Here is a 19,108-nt window from a genome sequence, read left to right as displayed (position 1 = left end):
TAAATGATATTATGATGAAAGCGTTTGGAAAATTAATAGTTACAGCAGCATTAGGTGCTCTACTGATAAACGGAGAGCAGGTGCAGGCGCAAGAACAGCCGTCACTGAGAGACAGAGCCTATCAGTTCTATCTTTCAGGAGATTATGCAAAATCCGCTCAGATCTATAACAGGATTGAAGAGAAGAAAGAATTGTCCGTCAAGGAAGTTTATGCTGTTGCAGACTCCTACTATCAGATCAACGAATACACATTGGCAGAACAATGGCTGAAGCGTGCCACAGATCTGGACAGCAAAAACAAAGATGCATTCTGGAAATATGCTCAGATACTGAAGATAAATGGACAATATGCGGAATCAAAAAAGCAATTTGTAGATTATAAGCAACGGTTTCCGGATGGAAAAAATATTCAGGTAGAGATCGATGGTTGTGATTCAGCCCTGCTTTGGACTGCTAAGCCGACTACCCATGTTCTTAAGAATGAAAAAGAAGTAAATACAAGTTTCTCCGAGTTTGGGGTTTTACCATTGAGTAATGGAGTACTTTATAGCGGAGAACCGTCTGTAGCCACTGTTGATAAAAGTGACATGACAGGAAATGCTTACCTGAGGATCTTTTCAGCAGGAAGAGATGAAGATGGGATTACATTAAAGTATCCTGTATTGTCAGATGGTGTTTATAACGATGCTAAATATTATGTCGGACCCGTGACTACCAATCAGGATCAGGATATATTGTATGTAACACGGACGTATGCAGGAAATAGTGCTGAGAAAGTAAAGAGAGATGGTATGCGTTTCAAAAAACATAATCTTGAACTTATACTGTATAAGAAGAGTGGAGAATCATGGATACCGGAAGCATTTCCCTATAATAATGTAGAAAAATATTCTGTGGGACATGCCAGTCTGAGCACAGATGGAAAAGTATTGTACTTTGCTTCTGATATGCCGGGAGGAAAAGGAGGGGTAGATATCTGGTACAGCCTGGCGAATGCAGACGGTACATGGGGAACGCCGGCTAATGCAGGAAATGAAATCAATTCTCCCGGAGATGAGATGTTTCCATCCACATTTGGAGATACATTATACTATTCGAGTAATGGTTATGCCGGCATGGGAGGACTAGATGTGTTCAAAGCGGTAGGTAGTAAAAGTAATTTCAGAGGCAGAGAGAATCTGAAATCTCCTGTGAACTCTTCAACCGATGATTTTGCATATGTCGTTTCTGCAGATGATGAAGAACGCCAGTATGGGTATTTTTCCTCTAATCGAACAGGGGGAGCAGGGGGAGATGATATCTATTCATTTGTATACACCAAGCCAAAAATAACAATCCGTCTTCAGGGAAAAGTCTTTGATAAGGAAAGTACTGATCCGCTGGGGCAGACTCAGGTCCGCATATTTGATGATAAAGGGAAATTACTGTCTACTTTCTTTGCGAATAGTCCGACTTTCGATACCGAACTTCAGAGTAAGCTGGCACAAAAGATAGTCGTCTCCAAAGATGGGTTTATGTCAGATTCATTATTTGTACCTGCTATCAGAGCAACAAAAGATACCACCCTGTTTGCAAGCTTTAAATTACAACCTGTAAATAAAGAAGGAATTGTTTTTGTGCTGGATAACATATATTATGATTTCAACAAATCAGATATCAGACCGGATGCAGCAAAAGTGCTGGATCAACTGGTGAATACCATGATTGAGAATCCGACTCTTCAGATCGAGCTGTCTAGTCATACGGATAGCCGCGGATCAGACAGTTACAATATGAAACTATCAGACCGAAGAGCAAAATCTGCAGTAGAATATATCATTAGTAAAGGAATTGCCAGGGAACGCCTTGTCTCCAAAGGTTATGGGGAGTCCAAACTGGTAAATGAATGTGCTAATGGCGTGAAATGTACAGAAGAACAGCATCAGGCCAACCGACGTACAGAAGTGAAAGTACTTAAATACTAGGAAAAACAAACAAAAAAAGGGCAGTTCTCTTCGGAGAGCTGCCCTTTTTTTATGGGTATAGCTGATATGCTTTCTTAATGACAGTCATAATGAAAAAACAAAAAAATATAATAAATTTAACATAGATCAAGAGTTGCTAATTTAAATTTGATCAATTTTACACCGGCTTTTAACTGAATCAACATGCTGAAGATACTCGTGCTGTTTGCACATCCTACATTAGAACAATCTGTTGTAAATAAAAAATTAATCAGACGCATGCGGTCATTACCGAATATTTCGGTAAGAGATCTGTATGAGTTATATCCTGATTTTGATATTCCGGTGCGGGTAGAACAGGCTGCTTTGGAACGGCATGATATCATTATATGGATGCATCCTATTTATTGGTATTCGGCTCCGCCTATTATCAAACAATGGATTGATCTGGTCTTACTGCATGACTGGGCTTACGGATCAAAAGGAACCGCCCTCAAAGACAAGTGGATCTTCAATGCGGTTACGACCGGAGCCACTATGGAAGCTTACCAGGAGGGAGGACATCACGGTTATCCGCTTAAAGACTTTTTGCTGCCGTATAAACAGACTGCAGCACTTTGTCATATGCATTATTTACCTCCGTATGTTATAGACGGGACATTCAGTAAAGGCCCCAAAGATATTGAACAGGATATAGAACACTTCATATCTCACTTACAGCTACTGCAGTCCGGCACATTTGAAGCATCTGCTTTACAGCAATTTTCATATTTAAATCAACTTAAAGATCAAGCATAATGGATTCATCATTTTTATTTCAGATCATAGCCTATCTGGGTTCGGCGGTAATTTTTGTACCTATTGCCAAAAAACTTGGTCTTGGTTCTGTGCTTGGATATCTTATTGCCGGAGTAATTATTGGCCCTTCTGTTTTGCAATGGGTAGGTAGTGGTACGCAAGATGTTATGCATGTCGCCGAGTTTGGAGTTGTGATGATGCTTTTCCTTATTGGTTTGGAGTTAGATCCCGGAACATTATGGAAGTTGAGAGGACCCATATTAGGTATGGGTGGATTACAGGTTATTCTTTCAGCGCTGTTGATTGCAACTATCTGTTCGTTAATGGGCTTTTCGTGGAAAGAAGGACTTGTTCTCGGACTCACACTGGCCTTATCTTCCACTGCAATAGTAATGCAGTCATTGGGAGAAAAGGGCTGGTTGGATACCGTTGCCGGCAAGAGCTCTTTTGCTGTATTATTGTTTCAGGATATTGCGGTCATCCCTATATTAGCCCTCTTGCCTTTACTTGCTGATAATGCATCTGCTGTGACGACAGAAGGAGATACCTGGCTGACAGATATCAGTGGTCCGGCTAAAGCTGTATCTCTTCTGGCTGCTGTTGCTATCGTAGTACTGATCGGTAAATATATAGTAGGTCCTATCCTTCGGGTTATTACACGTACAGGTATGCGTGAACTGTTTCTGGTAGGAGCTTTACTTCTTATTGTTCTTATCGCTTTTATCATGCAGAAAGTAGGATTGAGTCCTGCTTTAGGTGCATTTTTGGCTGGTGTGGTCTTAGCAAACAGTGAATTTAAACACGAGCTGGAAAGTGACCTCGAGCCTTTCAAAGGTCTTCTGCTTGGAGTATTTTTTATAGCGGTAGGGGCCTCTATCAATATTTTCTTTGTATGGCAGGAAGCGAGTACCATATCGATGTGGGTAGGACTTTTTATGCTTGTCAAGATTATCGTACTGTATGTGCTGGCCGTAGTTTTTAAATTGAAAATAGATCAACGGATAATTCTGGCTGTTTCTCTGGCGCAAATGGGAGAGTTTGCTTTTGTCTTATTCAGTATCATAGGTCAGCTTCAGTTATTGAGTTCAGAAACCATTAATATTATGGTCGCTGTGGTCGCTGTAAGTATGGCTTTGTCACCTATTCTGTTGCTGGTAGCCGATAAGCTGATTCTTCCACGACTGAATAATCTGGCAAATCCTCCTGAATCTGAAGAAAGAGAATTTGATGAAGTAAATGAAAATAAAAAAGTAATTATTGCCGGATTTGGACAGGTCGGTACGATCGTTGCCCGATTTTTACATCTCAATAGAGTAGAAACAACCATTCTGGATTATAATGGTGATCGAGTAGAAATGCTACGTAAATACGGATTTAAAGTGTATTTCGGAGATCCTACACGTTATGACCTTCTGAAATCTGCCGGAGCATCTACAGCGAGTATTATTGTCAGCGCATTTGACAATGATGAAGATCATATGAAACTGGTACATATGGTCAAAAAACACTTTAGTCATCTCAAAATTGTTGCTATAGCAAACACACGAAATCTAGCCTATGATCTTATAGAAAATGATGTGGATCGTGTATACCGGGTCGGAACAGATATTGCCTTACGAATGGGAGTGGACGTCATGACTGAACTTGGATACAGACGTTATACAGTGTATCGTGCTTCTCAGAAATTCTCAAAACTGGAGGAGAAATCTTTATATAAACTTGCGCGTATCAGAGACAAGGGATCTGAATACATACAAATGGTTCAGGAAACTATCCGTGAACTGGAAAATGAATTATTAGATGATATGTCTGTGGATGATAATTCTTCTGTAAAAAATGCCTGGAGTGATACAGAACGTAAAAAGGGAGAAGAGGAAAATTAAATAAATCTTCCTATTTATTGCTTAATATTCCGGATCATACATATAAATACAAATCTTGCAGCACTTATTGAATGTAATCTGTTGAAGTATAGATAGTTTTCTTAGTATTTTTCAGCTTATCGTAAATTAAAAAAAGTGACCAATGTTATTTTTTTATGCGTTAATATATGTACCTTATAAATAAAATAACATTAAGGTTTAATGTTTTAATTGTAGGTAGTTATTTGAAATTTATTTTGTCTAAAGAAGATTGGTCTCGATATATTTGTCTTTCAATTTGAATACCTAAACCTTTTCCAGTATTCTTTTTGATTTCTTTTTAATAGCTTTCTTAAGATATTATCAAGCAGTTTACATCTTATTTCAATGTTTAAATAAAGTAATGCAAATTGATAGAATTTTACCCGATCGTGTATTTAATTCCCTGATTCTACTGATCGGTTTATTAACGCTATTGCATCTTGCGGCACTGTTTTTAAATATAGGTATTCCGTTTTCGCTGTTGTATGGTCCTATCTTGTACCTGATACAACAGACATTTTATAAGAGATATATGCGGATGCGGCACATGCTGCTCCATTTTTTACCTTTTATACTCTGTACAATATGGATTTATACTGCTGATACTTCACCCATTCTGTTCTATTCCTATTCTTTGATAAATGCCCTTTTGGTATGTTCTTCCAGTATGAGTTATACGGTAATGATACTGCTGAATATGAAAAAATGGACTTCAACTAAAGAGAATGTAAAAGTGTCCTTATTTATTAAGCTTTTTTTTATTTTCTGTGCTATTGAATTCGGTTTCCTGACACTTGTTTTGCATCACAGATTACAGTTTGATTATGATATTGATCCCATGATTATTATCTGTCTGCTGTCCGTTCTTTCTGCATTATTAAGTTTTGATTTTCTGATCCGTCGCCTAAGCTTATCATTTGAACAGACAAATACTGCGGGACGGAAACTGTCTATAGCACAGATTCCATTCCTGGAAGAAGTTCCTATGAAAGAAGCACATTGGGAACTGTACAGACAAGATCTGGTCAGATCAGTAGAAGAACAGCAGTTATATCTGGATACCGGACTTTCTGCAGACCGGCTTGCGGATGAAATCGGAATAAGCAGACAACAGCTATCTGTATTGCTCAATAATTATCTTGGTAAAAATTTTTATGAATGGATTGCCGAATACCGTATTGCACATGCTGTCAAGTTATTCAGAGAAGGAGGATATGTACTCAAGATAGAATCTTTAGCTTTTCAGTGTGGATTTAATTCTAAAACTACTTTTAATAAATACTTTAAACAGTATATGGGGATTACTCCATCAGAATTCAGAGAAAACTTGTCCCTAATCAAGCAATGATCACTACCATACTTTTTACAGCTATTCTGTTGATGGCCGGTGTGACACTAGGCTTTATACTGTTTACAAAGAGTACGGCATTTATTGACCGCGTTACGCAATGTATTTTGGTAATATTTATCTTTTATACATTGTTTACAGTGGTATGCAGTTATATTTATCCTTCCCTTTCATATCTAGATAAGGCTTCCCCCTTATGCTGGATATTTGGTTCTTGTGGTTATATTAGATTTAAAGCGACAGAAAGAACAGGGTGGTCCAAACAGGATATCTGGCACTTATTACCTATGGTGCTGATGCTTCCGTTTTATTTTCTTTTTGTCTCTTCTGCATCCTTTCGTACCGATTATGGATATATTTATTACAGTATTCTGTATACCTGTACTGCTGGTATTTGGTTTGTATACGCACTTGCCATTATTTTTAATCTGGGAAGAAAGACCGAAACATCTGTTGACAGTAATGCATATCTCGATTATATCAGTGTAATATTGTTGTTTATACTGGCTTTCTTTATGATGTTGGTGGCATACAACTATATTGTTTATAAGCAGGATGCAGTATCCTCATTATCCGGCCTCTTGTTGTTCTTTGCTATGTTTATTGCTGTATCAGCAGCCTATCTGCACTATTTTTACTTGTTGATGCATCAACAAAGAGGTGTATCCGAAATAGTCAGGCGGGCAGACAAAGGGATGCAGGATATATATCCTGATGAGCAGGAAAGAAAATTATGGATTCAGCGTATAGACGAATATTTAGTGCCGGAAAGGTACCTGGATATGAGGTTTAACATGTTGAAACTGTCCAAAAATCTAAAAATTCCTAAAGAACAGCTATTGCTGATTTTTGAACAACATTACGGACAGAGTTTTATCACCTATGTTAATCAGCTGAGAGTTCGTTATGCCTGCAGTATGCTTGCCGATCAGCGTTTTAACCTTTCGATGGAACAGCTTGCTGCGGATTGCGGATTCAGATCCAAAGCCTCTTTTTACAGATGTTTCCGTGACGAGCAATCTTGTACGCCTTTAATGTTTAGAGAGAGGAAGCTCAAAAGCCAGCTTGTTTAGGGAATACTGTCTGATCTGACGAAATGATTTCAACGCCATTACTATAATAATTGTTTACCGTGAAAAAAATAAGATTTGTCTTACTGCTCCTTATCGGATTGTATATGACAGTCCCGCTTCGGGCTCAGGAAAATGCTGCTTTTGATAGTGTGTACAATAAAGTGTACGGCGCAATGATTGCATCAGATGTGAAGAGAGCAAATGTTCTTGCTGACTCGCTGTTGTCCATTGCGAATAAAGGAGAGGAGCAGATTAAATCGCTGATGCTACTGGCGAATATCAAACATAGCACCGGAGATTTTACCGCAGCTTTGGTCAATGCAATCCGGGCACAAAAAATAGCAAAGGATTTTGATTATCTGGAATGGACAGTCCGGACTTCCGGATTTATAGCGACTACCTTCCGCAATGTAGGTCTGGTAGAAGAGGGACGAAAACACCTTGCAGAAGCCGAAAAGGCAAATAAAAGACTTAAAGGTAAAGAAGGATATGATCTTACCTCAGCCAATATTTATCAGGAGAGAGCTTTCTATTATCTGGAAAACAAAAAGTTTAAAGAGGCCATAAAGGAACTGGAAACCGGGATGCAACATTTGAAACAAATCCCTTCAAGTCCGAGAGCAATAATTGTGCATGCTACAAATGATCAGTTATTGGGGATATGTTATCTGGAAACCAATGATCTGCAAAAGGCCAGACACTATCTGAATTCATCTTTGCAGAAGCTAGGGGAACAGGAAAGCAATCTTCGCCCTTATATTTTCAGAGCAATGGGAGAGGTGGAAATGAAACAAAAGCAATATGCTAAAGCCTATTCCTATTTTAAACAGGCAGAAGTTTACATTGCTTCATCCGACAGAGCGGAACTGAAAAGTCTTTTGTATGAAAGTTTTGCAACATATTACAAATTAACAAATGATCAGACAAAGGCTGTAGAATATAGCGAACGCTATATGGAAGAAATAAGAAAAAAGAATGATCTGACATTAAAAATATCTAATCAACTGATCAAAGAATTTCACGATACACAACATACGGAGTCCCGAAATAAAAAGTATCTGATCTTTCTATCTGTTTTTCTGTTTATTGTTAGTGCTGTAAGCCTCATATTTTACATATGGAATAGAAAGATGCAGAATATGAAATTCAATCATATTATACGTGATGTTGAGAAATTTGGACTTCGGGGTAGTCAATCTGATAGACTACAATCGACAAAAGTAGAAAGCAGAGATCTTAGAATTACCAGGGAAACAGAAGAACGCATATTGAGTGACTTAACACAGCTTGAAGAGCAGTCTTATTTCATTAACAAAGAAATATCTCTTTCTTCTGTAGCAGCACGTCTTCATACGAATACCAATTATCTTTCGTACATCGTCAATACCTATAGAGGGAAAGACTTTTCTCATTATATAAACGAATACAGAGTACGTCATATCATCCAGAGATTGCAGGACGAACCCAAATTAAGACATTGCAAACTCTCCCATATTGCAGATCTGGCAGGCTTTTCTTCGCACAGCAAATTTTCAGCAGTATTTAAGGCCGTAACCGGAATCTCTCCGTCTGTTCTGATCTCTCGTTTACGGGAAGAATCAAAGTAAAAGATCCGAAATTTTTATCTTTTCCTCTTAACAGGTAAGAATTCTTATCTGTAATTCTTGCATGCGCCCACTTGTTTAAAGTGATCAGGAATTTCCTGTTCTCCTGAAATCAATATCATTTCCCGAAAATCCATTACTCTTTTTGCACTCGCAATATGCAGAATAATGTATGCTTATAATTACAGTATTGATTTATCATCATGTAATTACCGTTTGGCTCTGAAAATCCATATGGAAAATCTTTTTTTTCTATAAATTCTATATGTGCTGCTGTTCATTTCTTAAAAACAGACAGACAAGTGTCTCTCAGTTTTGATTTTTACGAAAAATTTATAAATATCTAATTTTCAATAAATTATAAAATTTATTTCCAAGTCCGTTTGTCTCAATTTATTGTCTTGTACAACAGTTTTAGATAATGAGACCATTGATTTTGGACAGGTTGTCAATATTTGTCCCGCCAAAGTAAAGCGTATAAAAAGGGAGCTTAAACTGCTCAGTTTGTATTAGGAAGATTCCTCTTCCGCATCGTTGCCCTGATGAGTATGCTGCTTAGGAAAGATAATGAAAAGTCAAATAATTGTTAACCGAATATGCAAAATTTTAACAAAAATTGTATTGTTTACATCGTACTCGTATTTATATCTCTTTGCCTGGGATTGAATACGTATGCGGATGGTTCCAGAGATTTATATCCGAGTGGGGTAAGCGGAGGAAGAGCTTCTTTGCGTTCAAGTACAGACGTAAATGCAAATGCTTATCCATTTCCTACGACTGGTACACATTATGTATATGCTAAGTCTGGAGAAACGCTAACGTTGGCATCAAGTGCCCAATCAGGTACTAATGCCAGGATTAAATTGTTCGGACCTAACGGAACGGAACTGGCACTCACTATAGGCAACAATGCTGGAAATATCAGTAACAGAACTGCCGAACTTGAAGGTCCGAGGTTACCCGGACAGACATCTCCGGCGAATGCTTATACTCCAATCTACCATACAGTAACACAGGAAGGAATTTACAGGGTAGAGTTTCTTGCTCATGGTAATGGTACCGGTTCTGGTGGAAGAGAAAATATTTCAGGCAATGGTAACTGGACACAGGCTACAAATGCTGTATATATTCCCGCCTGGGATATTTCTGTAGCCAATGCTGCTAAAACAAACTGGATTAAGGGCCGGGTTTATATGAATGTTCTTAATATGGATATTTATACAATAGGAAACGGTTTTTCTAATATCGGTGGGTTCTATGGTAAATTTAAGATATTAACAAAAGACGGATATGTCTACAATGTGGATAATAACGGAAATAACGGAATCTCTTTTACGTTCTTTGTTAATAATAAAGGCTTCTTCAAATCAGCTACAGATAATACTCCACTATACAAGAGTATGGATTTATCCAGTCTCTCAGGAAGAGTACATGATCCACGTACAGCAGATTCCGGATCTGAAGTCACGCACAAAATATTCTATACTCTTCCGGCAAATGATCTTCCGAATTCAGCTAATGGGGCTGTACCGGGAGGTAATACCTGGTTAAGAAATAACAGAATCGTTCCAAAAGTGGAACAACTGAAAGTTATTGGTGTAGACGGAACTAATGGACAGGTTAGTAATAAGGGTGGTAAAATTTCCTTTGAAACAGGAAATACCGGACAATATAAAATTGTAATTGAATCTAACGGGGGCACGAGTTTTCCTGCACGGACGTTAACGGGCATAGCATTAGCTGGTGTCAATAATATTCTGTGGGATGGAAAAGATGGAGCAGGAAACCCATTACCACAAGGTAATGTCCCTGCTAAAATCAGTGTTCAGCTTCAAGGGGCAGAGGTGCATTTCCCATACTTAGATATGGAGATCAATCCCAATGGTATCATCTTGGAATTGCTTAGTGATGATCTGTCATCAGTAGAGTCAAATATTGTTTATTGGGATGACACAGATATTCCGAATACCAGTTCGGGAACAAATTCATCTCCAAAAAATGCAAGTCATTTTGTCCTGCCTAATGGTACACCAAGTTCTGGGTCGAATGCGAATGGACATAAATGGGGAGCAAATACAACTGCTACCAGCGGAACATTTGGAGATATTAAAGCGATGGATACCTGGACTTTTATTTTGGGTCCGGTAGAGACGTTACAAACACAAATAGCGGTTAAGGTAGCCGATCTCAAAATAGAAAGTATCAGCACTTCCAACGGAGTCGTCAAAGTAGGAGATGAGATTGTATACAATGTAGTTGTAAAAAATGACGGACCAAGTGATGTAGAAGGTGCTCCCTTTTCATTCAATGCACCCACAGGTTATGAGGTCGTTAGTGCGACACCAAAAACCGTATGTGCAGGAGGCGGAGAAATAAGTCCATCCATAACATCAAATAAATTTAATTCGGCACTTAATATGCCGAATGGCTGTTCTATTACCTACGAAATTAAGGTAAAACCGACCAGTACTGCACCTTTCGGTCCTATAACAGTAGACGCAACTATTATGCGTCCCAATGACGTAACAGATCCGGACGCCACAAACCCGGATATCAATACACCTCCTACAGATCCATATTTTGAATGTGGTAACGGAGTAGCCGGAGCCGGATGTAATAATATTAAAAATAATACAACAGTTACGTTGATTGACCTGTTGACCGCTACAAAATCTATAGTAGGTAATCCTGTAACCCTAAAACCCGGACAAGCTATTACCTATCAGATTAAAATCAAAAACAGTAATACGGTAGCAAAAACTCCGGTACAGGTGTCTGATGTTATACCTGCCGGGTTATCACAGATTTCAGCAATTACCAATGGCGGGACTTATAATCCAGCTAACAGGACAATAACCTGGTCTAATCTTTCTATAGCAGGTAATTCAGAACTGACCTTAAGCTTTAATGCCGTTGTAGATGCCAACCTTGCAGCAGGAACAACAGCTATTAAAAATACAGCTATTGTTACAGATCCTATCGATCCTACGGTTCCGGTGACTCCAGAAGTGGAAGTGCCGACAGAAGGAAAGATTACGTCTGTAAAAAGCATCGTTGGTAATCCGACCAGTGTAAAATCCGGTGATGAACTGGAATACCGTATCGTGCTGACCAACAGTTACGGTACTGCGAAGACTGGTGTGACCGTAAGTGATGCCCTTGCAGCCGAACTGAATGCACCTACAGCTATTTCAAACGGCGGATCCCTAAGTGGTAACACGATCAACTGGACCAACCTGACTGTTCCTGCAAACGGCACATTGACCCTAAGCTTCAAGGCTGTTGTCAAAGCTAACCTTGCAGCGGGTACAGTTTCCATTAAGAATACAGCTATTGTTACAGATCCTATCGATCCTACGGTTCCGGTGACTCCAGAAGTGGAAGTACCGACAGAAGGAAAGATTACGTCTGTAAAAAGCATCGTTGGTAATCCAACAAAAGTAAAATCCGGTGATGAACTGGAATACCGTATTGTGCTGACCAACAGTTACGGTACTGCGAAGACTGGTGTGACCGTAAGTGACGCTCTTGCAGCGGAGCTCAATACACCTACAGCTATTTCAAACGGCGGATCCCTAAGTGGTAACACGATCAACTGGACAAACCTGACTGTTCCTGCAAACGGCACATTGACCCTAAGCTTCAAGGCTGTTGTCAAAGCTAACCTTGCAGCGGGTACAGTTTCTATTAAGAATACAGCTATTGTTACAGACCCTATCGATCCTACAGTTCCGGTTACTCCAGAAGTGGAAGTACCGACAGAAGGAAAGATTACTTCTGTAAAAAGCATCGTTGGTAATCCAACAAAAGTAAAATCGGGTGATGAACTGGAATACCGTATCGTACTGACCAACAGTTATGGTACTGTGAAGACTGGCGTGACCGTAAGTGATGACCTTGCAGCGGAGCTGAATGCACCTACAGCTATTTCAAATGGCGGATCCCTAAGTGGTAACACCATTAACTGGACAAACCTGACTGTTCCTGCAAACGGCACATTGACCTTAAGCTTCAAGGCTGTTGTCAAAGCTAATCTTCCGACAGGAACAACAGCTATTAAGAATACAGCTATTGTTACAGATCCTATAGATCCTACGGTTCCGGTCACTCCAGAAGTGGAAGTGCCGACAGAAGGAAAGATTACGTCTGTAAAAAGCATCGTTGGTAATCCGACCAGTGTAAAATCCGGTGATGAACTGGAATACCGTATCGTACTGACCAACAGTTATGGTACTGCGAAGACTGGCGTGACCGTAAGTGACGCCCTTGCAGCCGAACTGAATGCACCGACAGCTATTTCAAACGGCGGATCCCTAAGTGGTAACACGATCAACTGGACAAACTTAACTGTTCCTGCAAACGGCACATTGACCTTAAGCTTCAAGGCTGTTGTCAAAGCTAACCTTGCAGCGGGTACAGTTTCTATTAAGAATACAGCTATTGTTACAGATCCTATCGATCCTACAGTTCCGGTTACTCCTGAAGTGGAAGTACCGACAGAAGGAAAGATTACTTCTGTAAAAAGCATCGTTGGTAATCCAACAAAAGTAAAATCGGGTGATGAACTGGAATACCGTATCGTACTGACCAACAGTTATGGTACTGCGAAGACTGGCGTGACCGTAAGTGATGCCCTTGCAGCGGAGCTGAATGCACCTACAGCTATTTCAAACGGCGGATCCCTAAGTGGTAACACGATCAACTGGACAAACTTAACTGTTCCTGCAAACGGCACATTGACCTTAAGCTTCAAGGCTGTTGTCAAAGCTAACCTTGCAGCGGGTACAGTTTCTATTAAGAATACAGCTATTGTTACAGACCCTATCGATCCTACGGTTCCGGTCACTCCAGAAGTGGAAGTACCGACAGAAGGAAAGATTACTTCTGTAAAAAGCATCGTTGGTAATCCGACCAGTGTAAAATCGGGTGATGAACTGGAATACCGTATCGTACTGACCAACAGTTACGGTACTGCGAAGACTGGCGTGACCGTAAGTGATGCCCTTGCAGCGGAGCTGAATGCACCTACAGCTATTTCAAACGGCGGATCCCTAAGTGGTAACACGATCAACTGGACAAACTTAACTGTTCCTGCAAACGGCACATTGACCTTAAGCTTCAAGGCTGTTGTCAAAGCTAACCTTGCAGCGGGTACAGTTTCTATTAAGAATACAGCTATTGTTACAGACCCTATCGATCCTACAGTTCCGGTTACTCCTGAAGTGGAAGTACCGACAGAAGGAAAGATTACTTCTGTAAAAAGCATCGTTGGTAATCCAACAAAAGTAAAATCGGGTGATGAACTGGAATACCGTATCGTACTGACCAACAGTTACGGTACTGCGAAGACTGGCGTGACCGTAAGTGATGCCCTTGCAGCGGAGCTGAATGCACCTACAGCTATTTCAAACGGCGGATCCCTAAGTGGTAACACGATCAACTGGACAAACTTAACTGTTCCTGCAAACGGCACATTGACCTTAAGCTTCAAGGCTGTTGTCAAAGCTAACCTTGCAGCGGGTACAGTTTCTATTAAGAATACAGCTATTGTTACAGACCCTATCGATCCTACAGTTCCGGTTACTCCTGAAGTGGAAGTACCGACAGAAGGAAAGATTACTTCTGTAAAAAGCATCGTTGGTAATCCAACAAAAGTAAAATCGGGTGATGAACTGGAATACCGTATCGTACTGACCAACAGTTACGGTACTGCGAAGACTGGCGTGACCGTAAGTGATGCCCTTGCAGCAGAACTGAATGCACCTACAGCTATTTCAAACAATGGTCAGTTGACAGGTAACACGATCAACTGGACAAACCTGACTGTTCCTGCAAACGGTACATTGACCTTAAGCTTCAAAGCTGTTGTCAAAGCTAACCTTGCAGCGGGTACAGTTTCCATTAAAAATACAGCTATTGTTACAGATCCTATCGATCCTACGGTTCCGGTCACTCCAGAAGTGGAAGTACCGACAGAAGGAAAGATTACTTCTGTGAAAAGTATCGTTGGTAATCCGACCAGTGTAAAATCCGGTGATGAACTGGAATACCGTATCGTACTGACCAACAGTTACGGTACTGCGAAGACTGGCGTGACCGTAAGTGATGCGCTTGCAGCGGAGCTGAATGCACCTACAGCTATTTCAAACGGCGGATCCCTAAGTGGTAACACGATCAACTGGACAAACTTAACTGTTCCTGCAAACGGCACATTGACCTTAAGCTTCAAAGCTGTTGTCAAAGCTAATCTTCCGACAGGAACAACAGCTATTAAGAATACAGCTATTGTTACAGATCCTATCGATCCTACAGTTCCGGTCACTCCAGAAGTGGAAGTAAAAGTTCCTTCTATTGCATTGGTTAAGGAATCTGTTTTAAATGATGAAAACGGAGATCAGACTGTTCAGAAGGGAGAGACGATTACATACACCTTTAAAGTTTTCAATAACGGAGGAACAATTGTAAATAATCTTGTAGTAAATGACACTAAATTAAATATTGTCAACTTAACGGTTATTCCGTCACTGTTAAATCCTGGCGAAACGGGCACAGCAACAGCTTCATACACATTGACACAGGCGGACATAGATGCTGGAAATGTAACGAATACAGCGTTAGCTAAAGGAACCGACCCAAGAGGTAGAGATGTAACAGATATTTCGGGAACAGCAGTTGATAATAACACGCCAACCGTTACCGTTTTACCAAAACAACCCTCACTGATATTACATAAAACGGGTACTTATGTAGATAAGGATAATAATGGTTCAACAAATGTGGGCGATGTGATTAAGTATCACTTTGAAGTTATTAACAACGGAAACGTAACCGTTAAAGAGATCAGAATTAATGATCCGAAAGTAACAGTAACAGGAGGGCCTGTTGATCTGGCTCCCGGAAGCTCGGATGCAACTACATTCTCTGCAGAATATGTGATTAAACAAGAAGATATTGATAGAGGTGGAGTTTACAATCTGGCCACAGCCGAAGGAAAAGATCCTGACGGAGATAAAGTAACTGTTACTTCAAAAGATCCAAATCCGATAAGTACAGATCCTGGAGTTGATCCGGGTTGTTTAACCTGTACCATTACACCTCTTGACAGAAAAGGTGAAATTACAGTAATGAAGACGGCTAATCTTTCTCAACAATTCAGATATGCCGGTGAGAAAATAGAATATGATATAGTCGTAAGTAATACGGGTAATGTAACATTGAAAGATGTTAAGGTTACAGATGCTAACGCAGACAATAAGAACATTGGTACGATTGCAGAATTAAAGGTAGGACAATCCGAAACATTTAAAGCATATCATACTATAACAGCAGCGGATATGTTGCAGGGTTATGTATCAAATATCGCGGTAGCTGTAGGGAATGATCCTAAGAATAATCCTGTAACAGGAGAATCGAAGAGCGGGAATCCGACACAGCCGAAGGATCCCGTAGATCCGAACTGTAAGACGTGTACTATTACACCTCTTCCATGGAAAGAGATCAAAGCGAATAACGATACGCCACCGGCTATCAACGGAAAAGATGGCGGAAGCACAACCAGTGTATTGGATAACGATCAGTTGAACGGTCAACCAGTTGTACCGGCTGAAGTTAAACTGACTCCGGGTACTTCACCAAACAAAGGAATCACGATGAATCCTGACGGAACAATCACGGTTTCACCGGAAACACCTGGAGGCATCTACGAATATCCGTACACAATTTGTGAGCTATTAAATCCTGCAAACTGCAGCGATGCGAAAGCAACTGTAGTTGTAGAAGCAGCGCCAATCAAAGCGAATAACGATACACCACCGGCTATCAACGGAAAAGATGGCGGAAGTACAACCAGCGTATTGGATAACGATCAGTTGAACGGTCAACCAGTTGTACCGGCTGAAGTTAAACTGACTCCGGGTACTTCACCAAACACAGGAATCACGATGAATCCTAACGGAACAATCACGGTATCACCGGAAACACCGGCAGGCATCTACGAATATCCGTACACAATTTGTGAGCTATTGAATCCTGCAAACTGCAGCGATGCGAAAGCAACTGTAGTTGTAGAAGCAGCGCCAATCAAAGCGAATAACGATACACCACCGGCTATCAACGGAAAAGATGGCGGAAGTACAACCAGCGTATTGGATAACGATCAGCTAAACGGCAAACCAGTTGTTCCGGCTGAAGTTAAACTGACTCCGGGTACTTCACCAAACAAAGGAATCACGATGAATCCTGATGGAACGGTCACAGTTTCACCGGAAACACCTGCAGGCATCTACGAGTATCCGTACACGATCTGTGAGCTATTAAATCCTGCAAACTGCAGCGATGCGAAAGTAACAGTAGTTGTAGAAGCAGCCGTGATCAAAGCGAATAACGATACGCCACCGGCTATCAACGGAAAAGATGGCGGAAGTACAACCAGCGTATTGGATAACGATCAGCTGAATGGCAAACCAGTTGTTCCGGCTGAAGTTAAACTGACTCCGGATACTTCACCAAACACAGGAATCACGATGAATCCTGATGGAACGGTCACAGTTTCACCGGAAACACCTGCAGGCATCTACGAGTATCCGTACACGATCTGTGAGCTATTAAATCCTGCAAACTGCAGCGATGCGAAAGTAACAGTAGTTGTAGAAGCAGCCGTGATCAAAGCGAATAACGATACGCCACCGGCTATCAACGGAAAAGATGGCGGAAGTACAACCAGCGTATTGGATAACGATCAGCTAAACGGCAAACCAGTTGTTCCGGCTGAAGTTAAACTGACTCCGGGTACTTCACCAAACAAAGGAATCACGATGAATCCTGATGGAACGGTCACAGTTTCACCGGAAACACCTGCAGGCATCTACGAGTATCCGTACACGATCTGTGAGCTATTAAATCCTGCAAACTGCAGCGATGCGAAAGTAACAGTAGTTGTAGAAGCAGCCGTGATCAAAGCGAATAACGATACGCCACCGGCTATCAACGGAAAAGATGGCGGAAGCACAACCAGTGTATTGGATAACGATCAGCTGAATGGTAAACCAGTTGTTCCGGCTGAAGTTAAACTGACTCCGGGTACTTCACCGAACAAAGGAATCACGATGAATCCTGACGGAACGGTCACAATATCACCGGAAACACCGGCAGGCGTCTACGAGTATCCGTACACAATTTGTGAGCTATTGAATCCTGCAAACTGCAGCGATGCGAAAGTAACAGTAGTTGTAGAAGCTGCGCCAATCAAAGCTAACAGCGATACGCCAGTTCCTGTAAACGGTAAGAATGGAAAAACAATTCCGAGTGTATTGGATAACGATCAGCTGAACGGCAAACCAGTTGTACCGGCTGAAGTTAAACTGACTCCGGGTACTTCGCCAAACAAAGGAATCACGATGAATCCTGACGGAACAATCACGGTATCACCGGAAACACCGGCAGGCAATTACGAATATCCGTACACGATCTGTGAAGTATTGAATCCTGCAAACTGTAGCAATACGGTAGTCAGAATCACAGTAGTAGAGCCTAAGCTTGAGATTGTGAAAGTTGCAGACAGATCAAGAGTAAAAGTAGCTGGTGAAGAGATTACCTATACGATTACAGTTAAAAATACGGGTGGTGTAGAATTTAATAATCTGGTATTGACAGATGTTATGTTCCCTGCCTGGAATGAGAAAATAGCTGTTCTTGCTGTAGGAGCAACCAGAAGTTTCAGTCTGACACATAAGGTGACACAGGACGAAATCGAAAACGGTGTTCTTGTTAATATTGCTAAAGTAAATGCACAGGATCCGGATGGAAAACCTTATCAGCCTGAGGCGAAGATAGAAACTCCGGTAGATAATCTGGCAGGTGTGACTGTTGTCAAAACAGGAGACCGTAAAGAAGTCAAAGAGAGAGGGGATAAGATTGTGTATACCATTACTGTTGAAAACACAGGAAATAAGATTCTGTATAGTGTTGAAGTAACAGATCCGCTGACCAAATTGTCTAAAACAATTAATCAGCTGACACCAGGGCAGAAAGAAGTATTTACTACAGAATATGTCGTTATACAATCCGATTTCGATTTGGCTGAAATTGAAAATACAGCCTTTGTGAAAGCGAAAGACGGAAAAGGAAATGCAGTAGATGCCAGCGGGCAATACAATGTAACCGTATCACCATTGCCATTGCATATTCCGAATGTCTTTACACCAAACGGAGATGGTCAGAATGATAAATTTGAGATTGAAGGAATAGAACGATTTGATCGTGTCGAGATGACCATTATCAACAGATGGGGGAATGAAGTCTATAGAAATAGTAGATACGACAACAACTGGGTAGGAGAAGGTCTTAACGAAGGGACTTACTACTATATCATTGAGACACATAAAGGCAGTACGAAACAATTGCATAAAGGTTGGGTACTGATCAAACGTAATTAATCGAA

General features: G+C 40.7%; 7 protein-coding genes. All 7 read left to right on the top strand.

What is annotated here, in order from left to right:
- Positions 1 to 11: 11 nt before the first annotated feature.
- Positions 12 to 1,964, top strand: a complete 1,953-nt coding sequence (locus I6J02_RS00600; RefSeq protein WP_201679923.1) for an OmpA family protein — start codon at positions 12 to 14, stop codon at positions 1,962 to 1,964.
- 183 nt (positions 1,965 to 2,147) lie between these two features.
- Positions 2,148 to 2,741, top strand: a complete 594-nt coding sequence (locus tag I6J02_RS00595; RefSeq protein ID WP_201679922.1) for an NAD(P)H-dependent oxidoreductase — start codon at positions 2,148 to 2,150, stop codon at positions 2,739 to 2,741.
- Positions 2,741 to 4,624: a monovalent cation:proton antiporter-2 (CPA2) family protein gene (locus I6J02_RS00590; RefSeq protein ID WP_201679921.1), complete on the top strand. Its 1,884-nt coding sequence runs from the start codon at positions 2,741 to 2,743 to the stop codon at positions 4,622 to 4,624. The genes I6J02_RS00595 and I6J02_RS00590 overlap by 1 nt, the downstream gene beginning before the upstream one ends.
- 382 nt (positions 4,625 to 5,006) lie before the next feature.
- Positions 5,007 to 5,993 carry a helix-turn-helix domain-containing protein gene (locus I6J02_RS00585; protein WP_201679920.1) on the top strand — a complete coding sequence of 329 codons (987 nt, stop codon included), beginning with the start codon at positions 5,007 to 5,009 and terminating at the stop codon, positions 5,991 to 5,993.
- Complete coding sequence (locus I6J02_RS00580) at positions 5,990 to 7,066, top strand: helix-turn-helix domain-containing protein (protein ID WP_201679919.1); 1,077 nt, start codon at positions 5,990 to 5,992, stop codon at positions 7,064 to 7,066. Before I6J02_RS00585 ends, I6J02_RS00580 begins: the two co-directional genes overlap by 4 nt.
- 59 nt (positions 7,067 to 7,125) lie before the next feature.
- Positions 7,126 to 8,673, top strand: coding sequence for a helix-turn-helix domain-containing protein (locus tag I6J02_RS00575; RefSeq protein ID WP_201679918.1), 1,548 nt, complete (start codon positions 7,126 to 7,128; stop codon positions 8,671 to 8,673).
- Between the two features lie 593 nt (positions 8,674 to 9,266).
- Complete coding sequence (locus I6J02_RS00570) at positions 9,267 to 19,103, top strand: gliding motility-associated C-terminal domain-containing protein (RefSeq protein WP_201679917.1); 9,837 nt, start codon at positions 9,267 to 9,269, stop codon at positions 19,101 to 19,103.
- Positions 19,104 to 19,108: the final 5 nt, after the last annotated feature.

Source organism: Sphingobacterium spiritivorum (genome assembly GCF_016725325.1).
In the GTDB taxonomy this organism is placed as follows: domain Bacteria; phylum Bacteroidota; class Bacteroidia; order Sphingobacteriales; family Sphingobacteriaceae; genus Sphingobacterium.
This window is presented reverse-complemented; position numbering and strand designations above follow the sequence as displayed.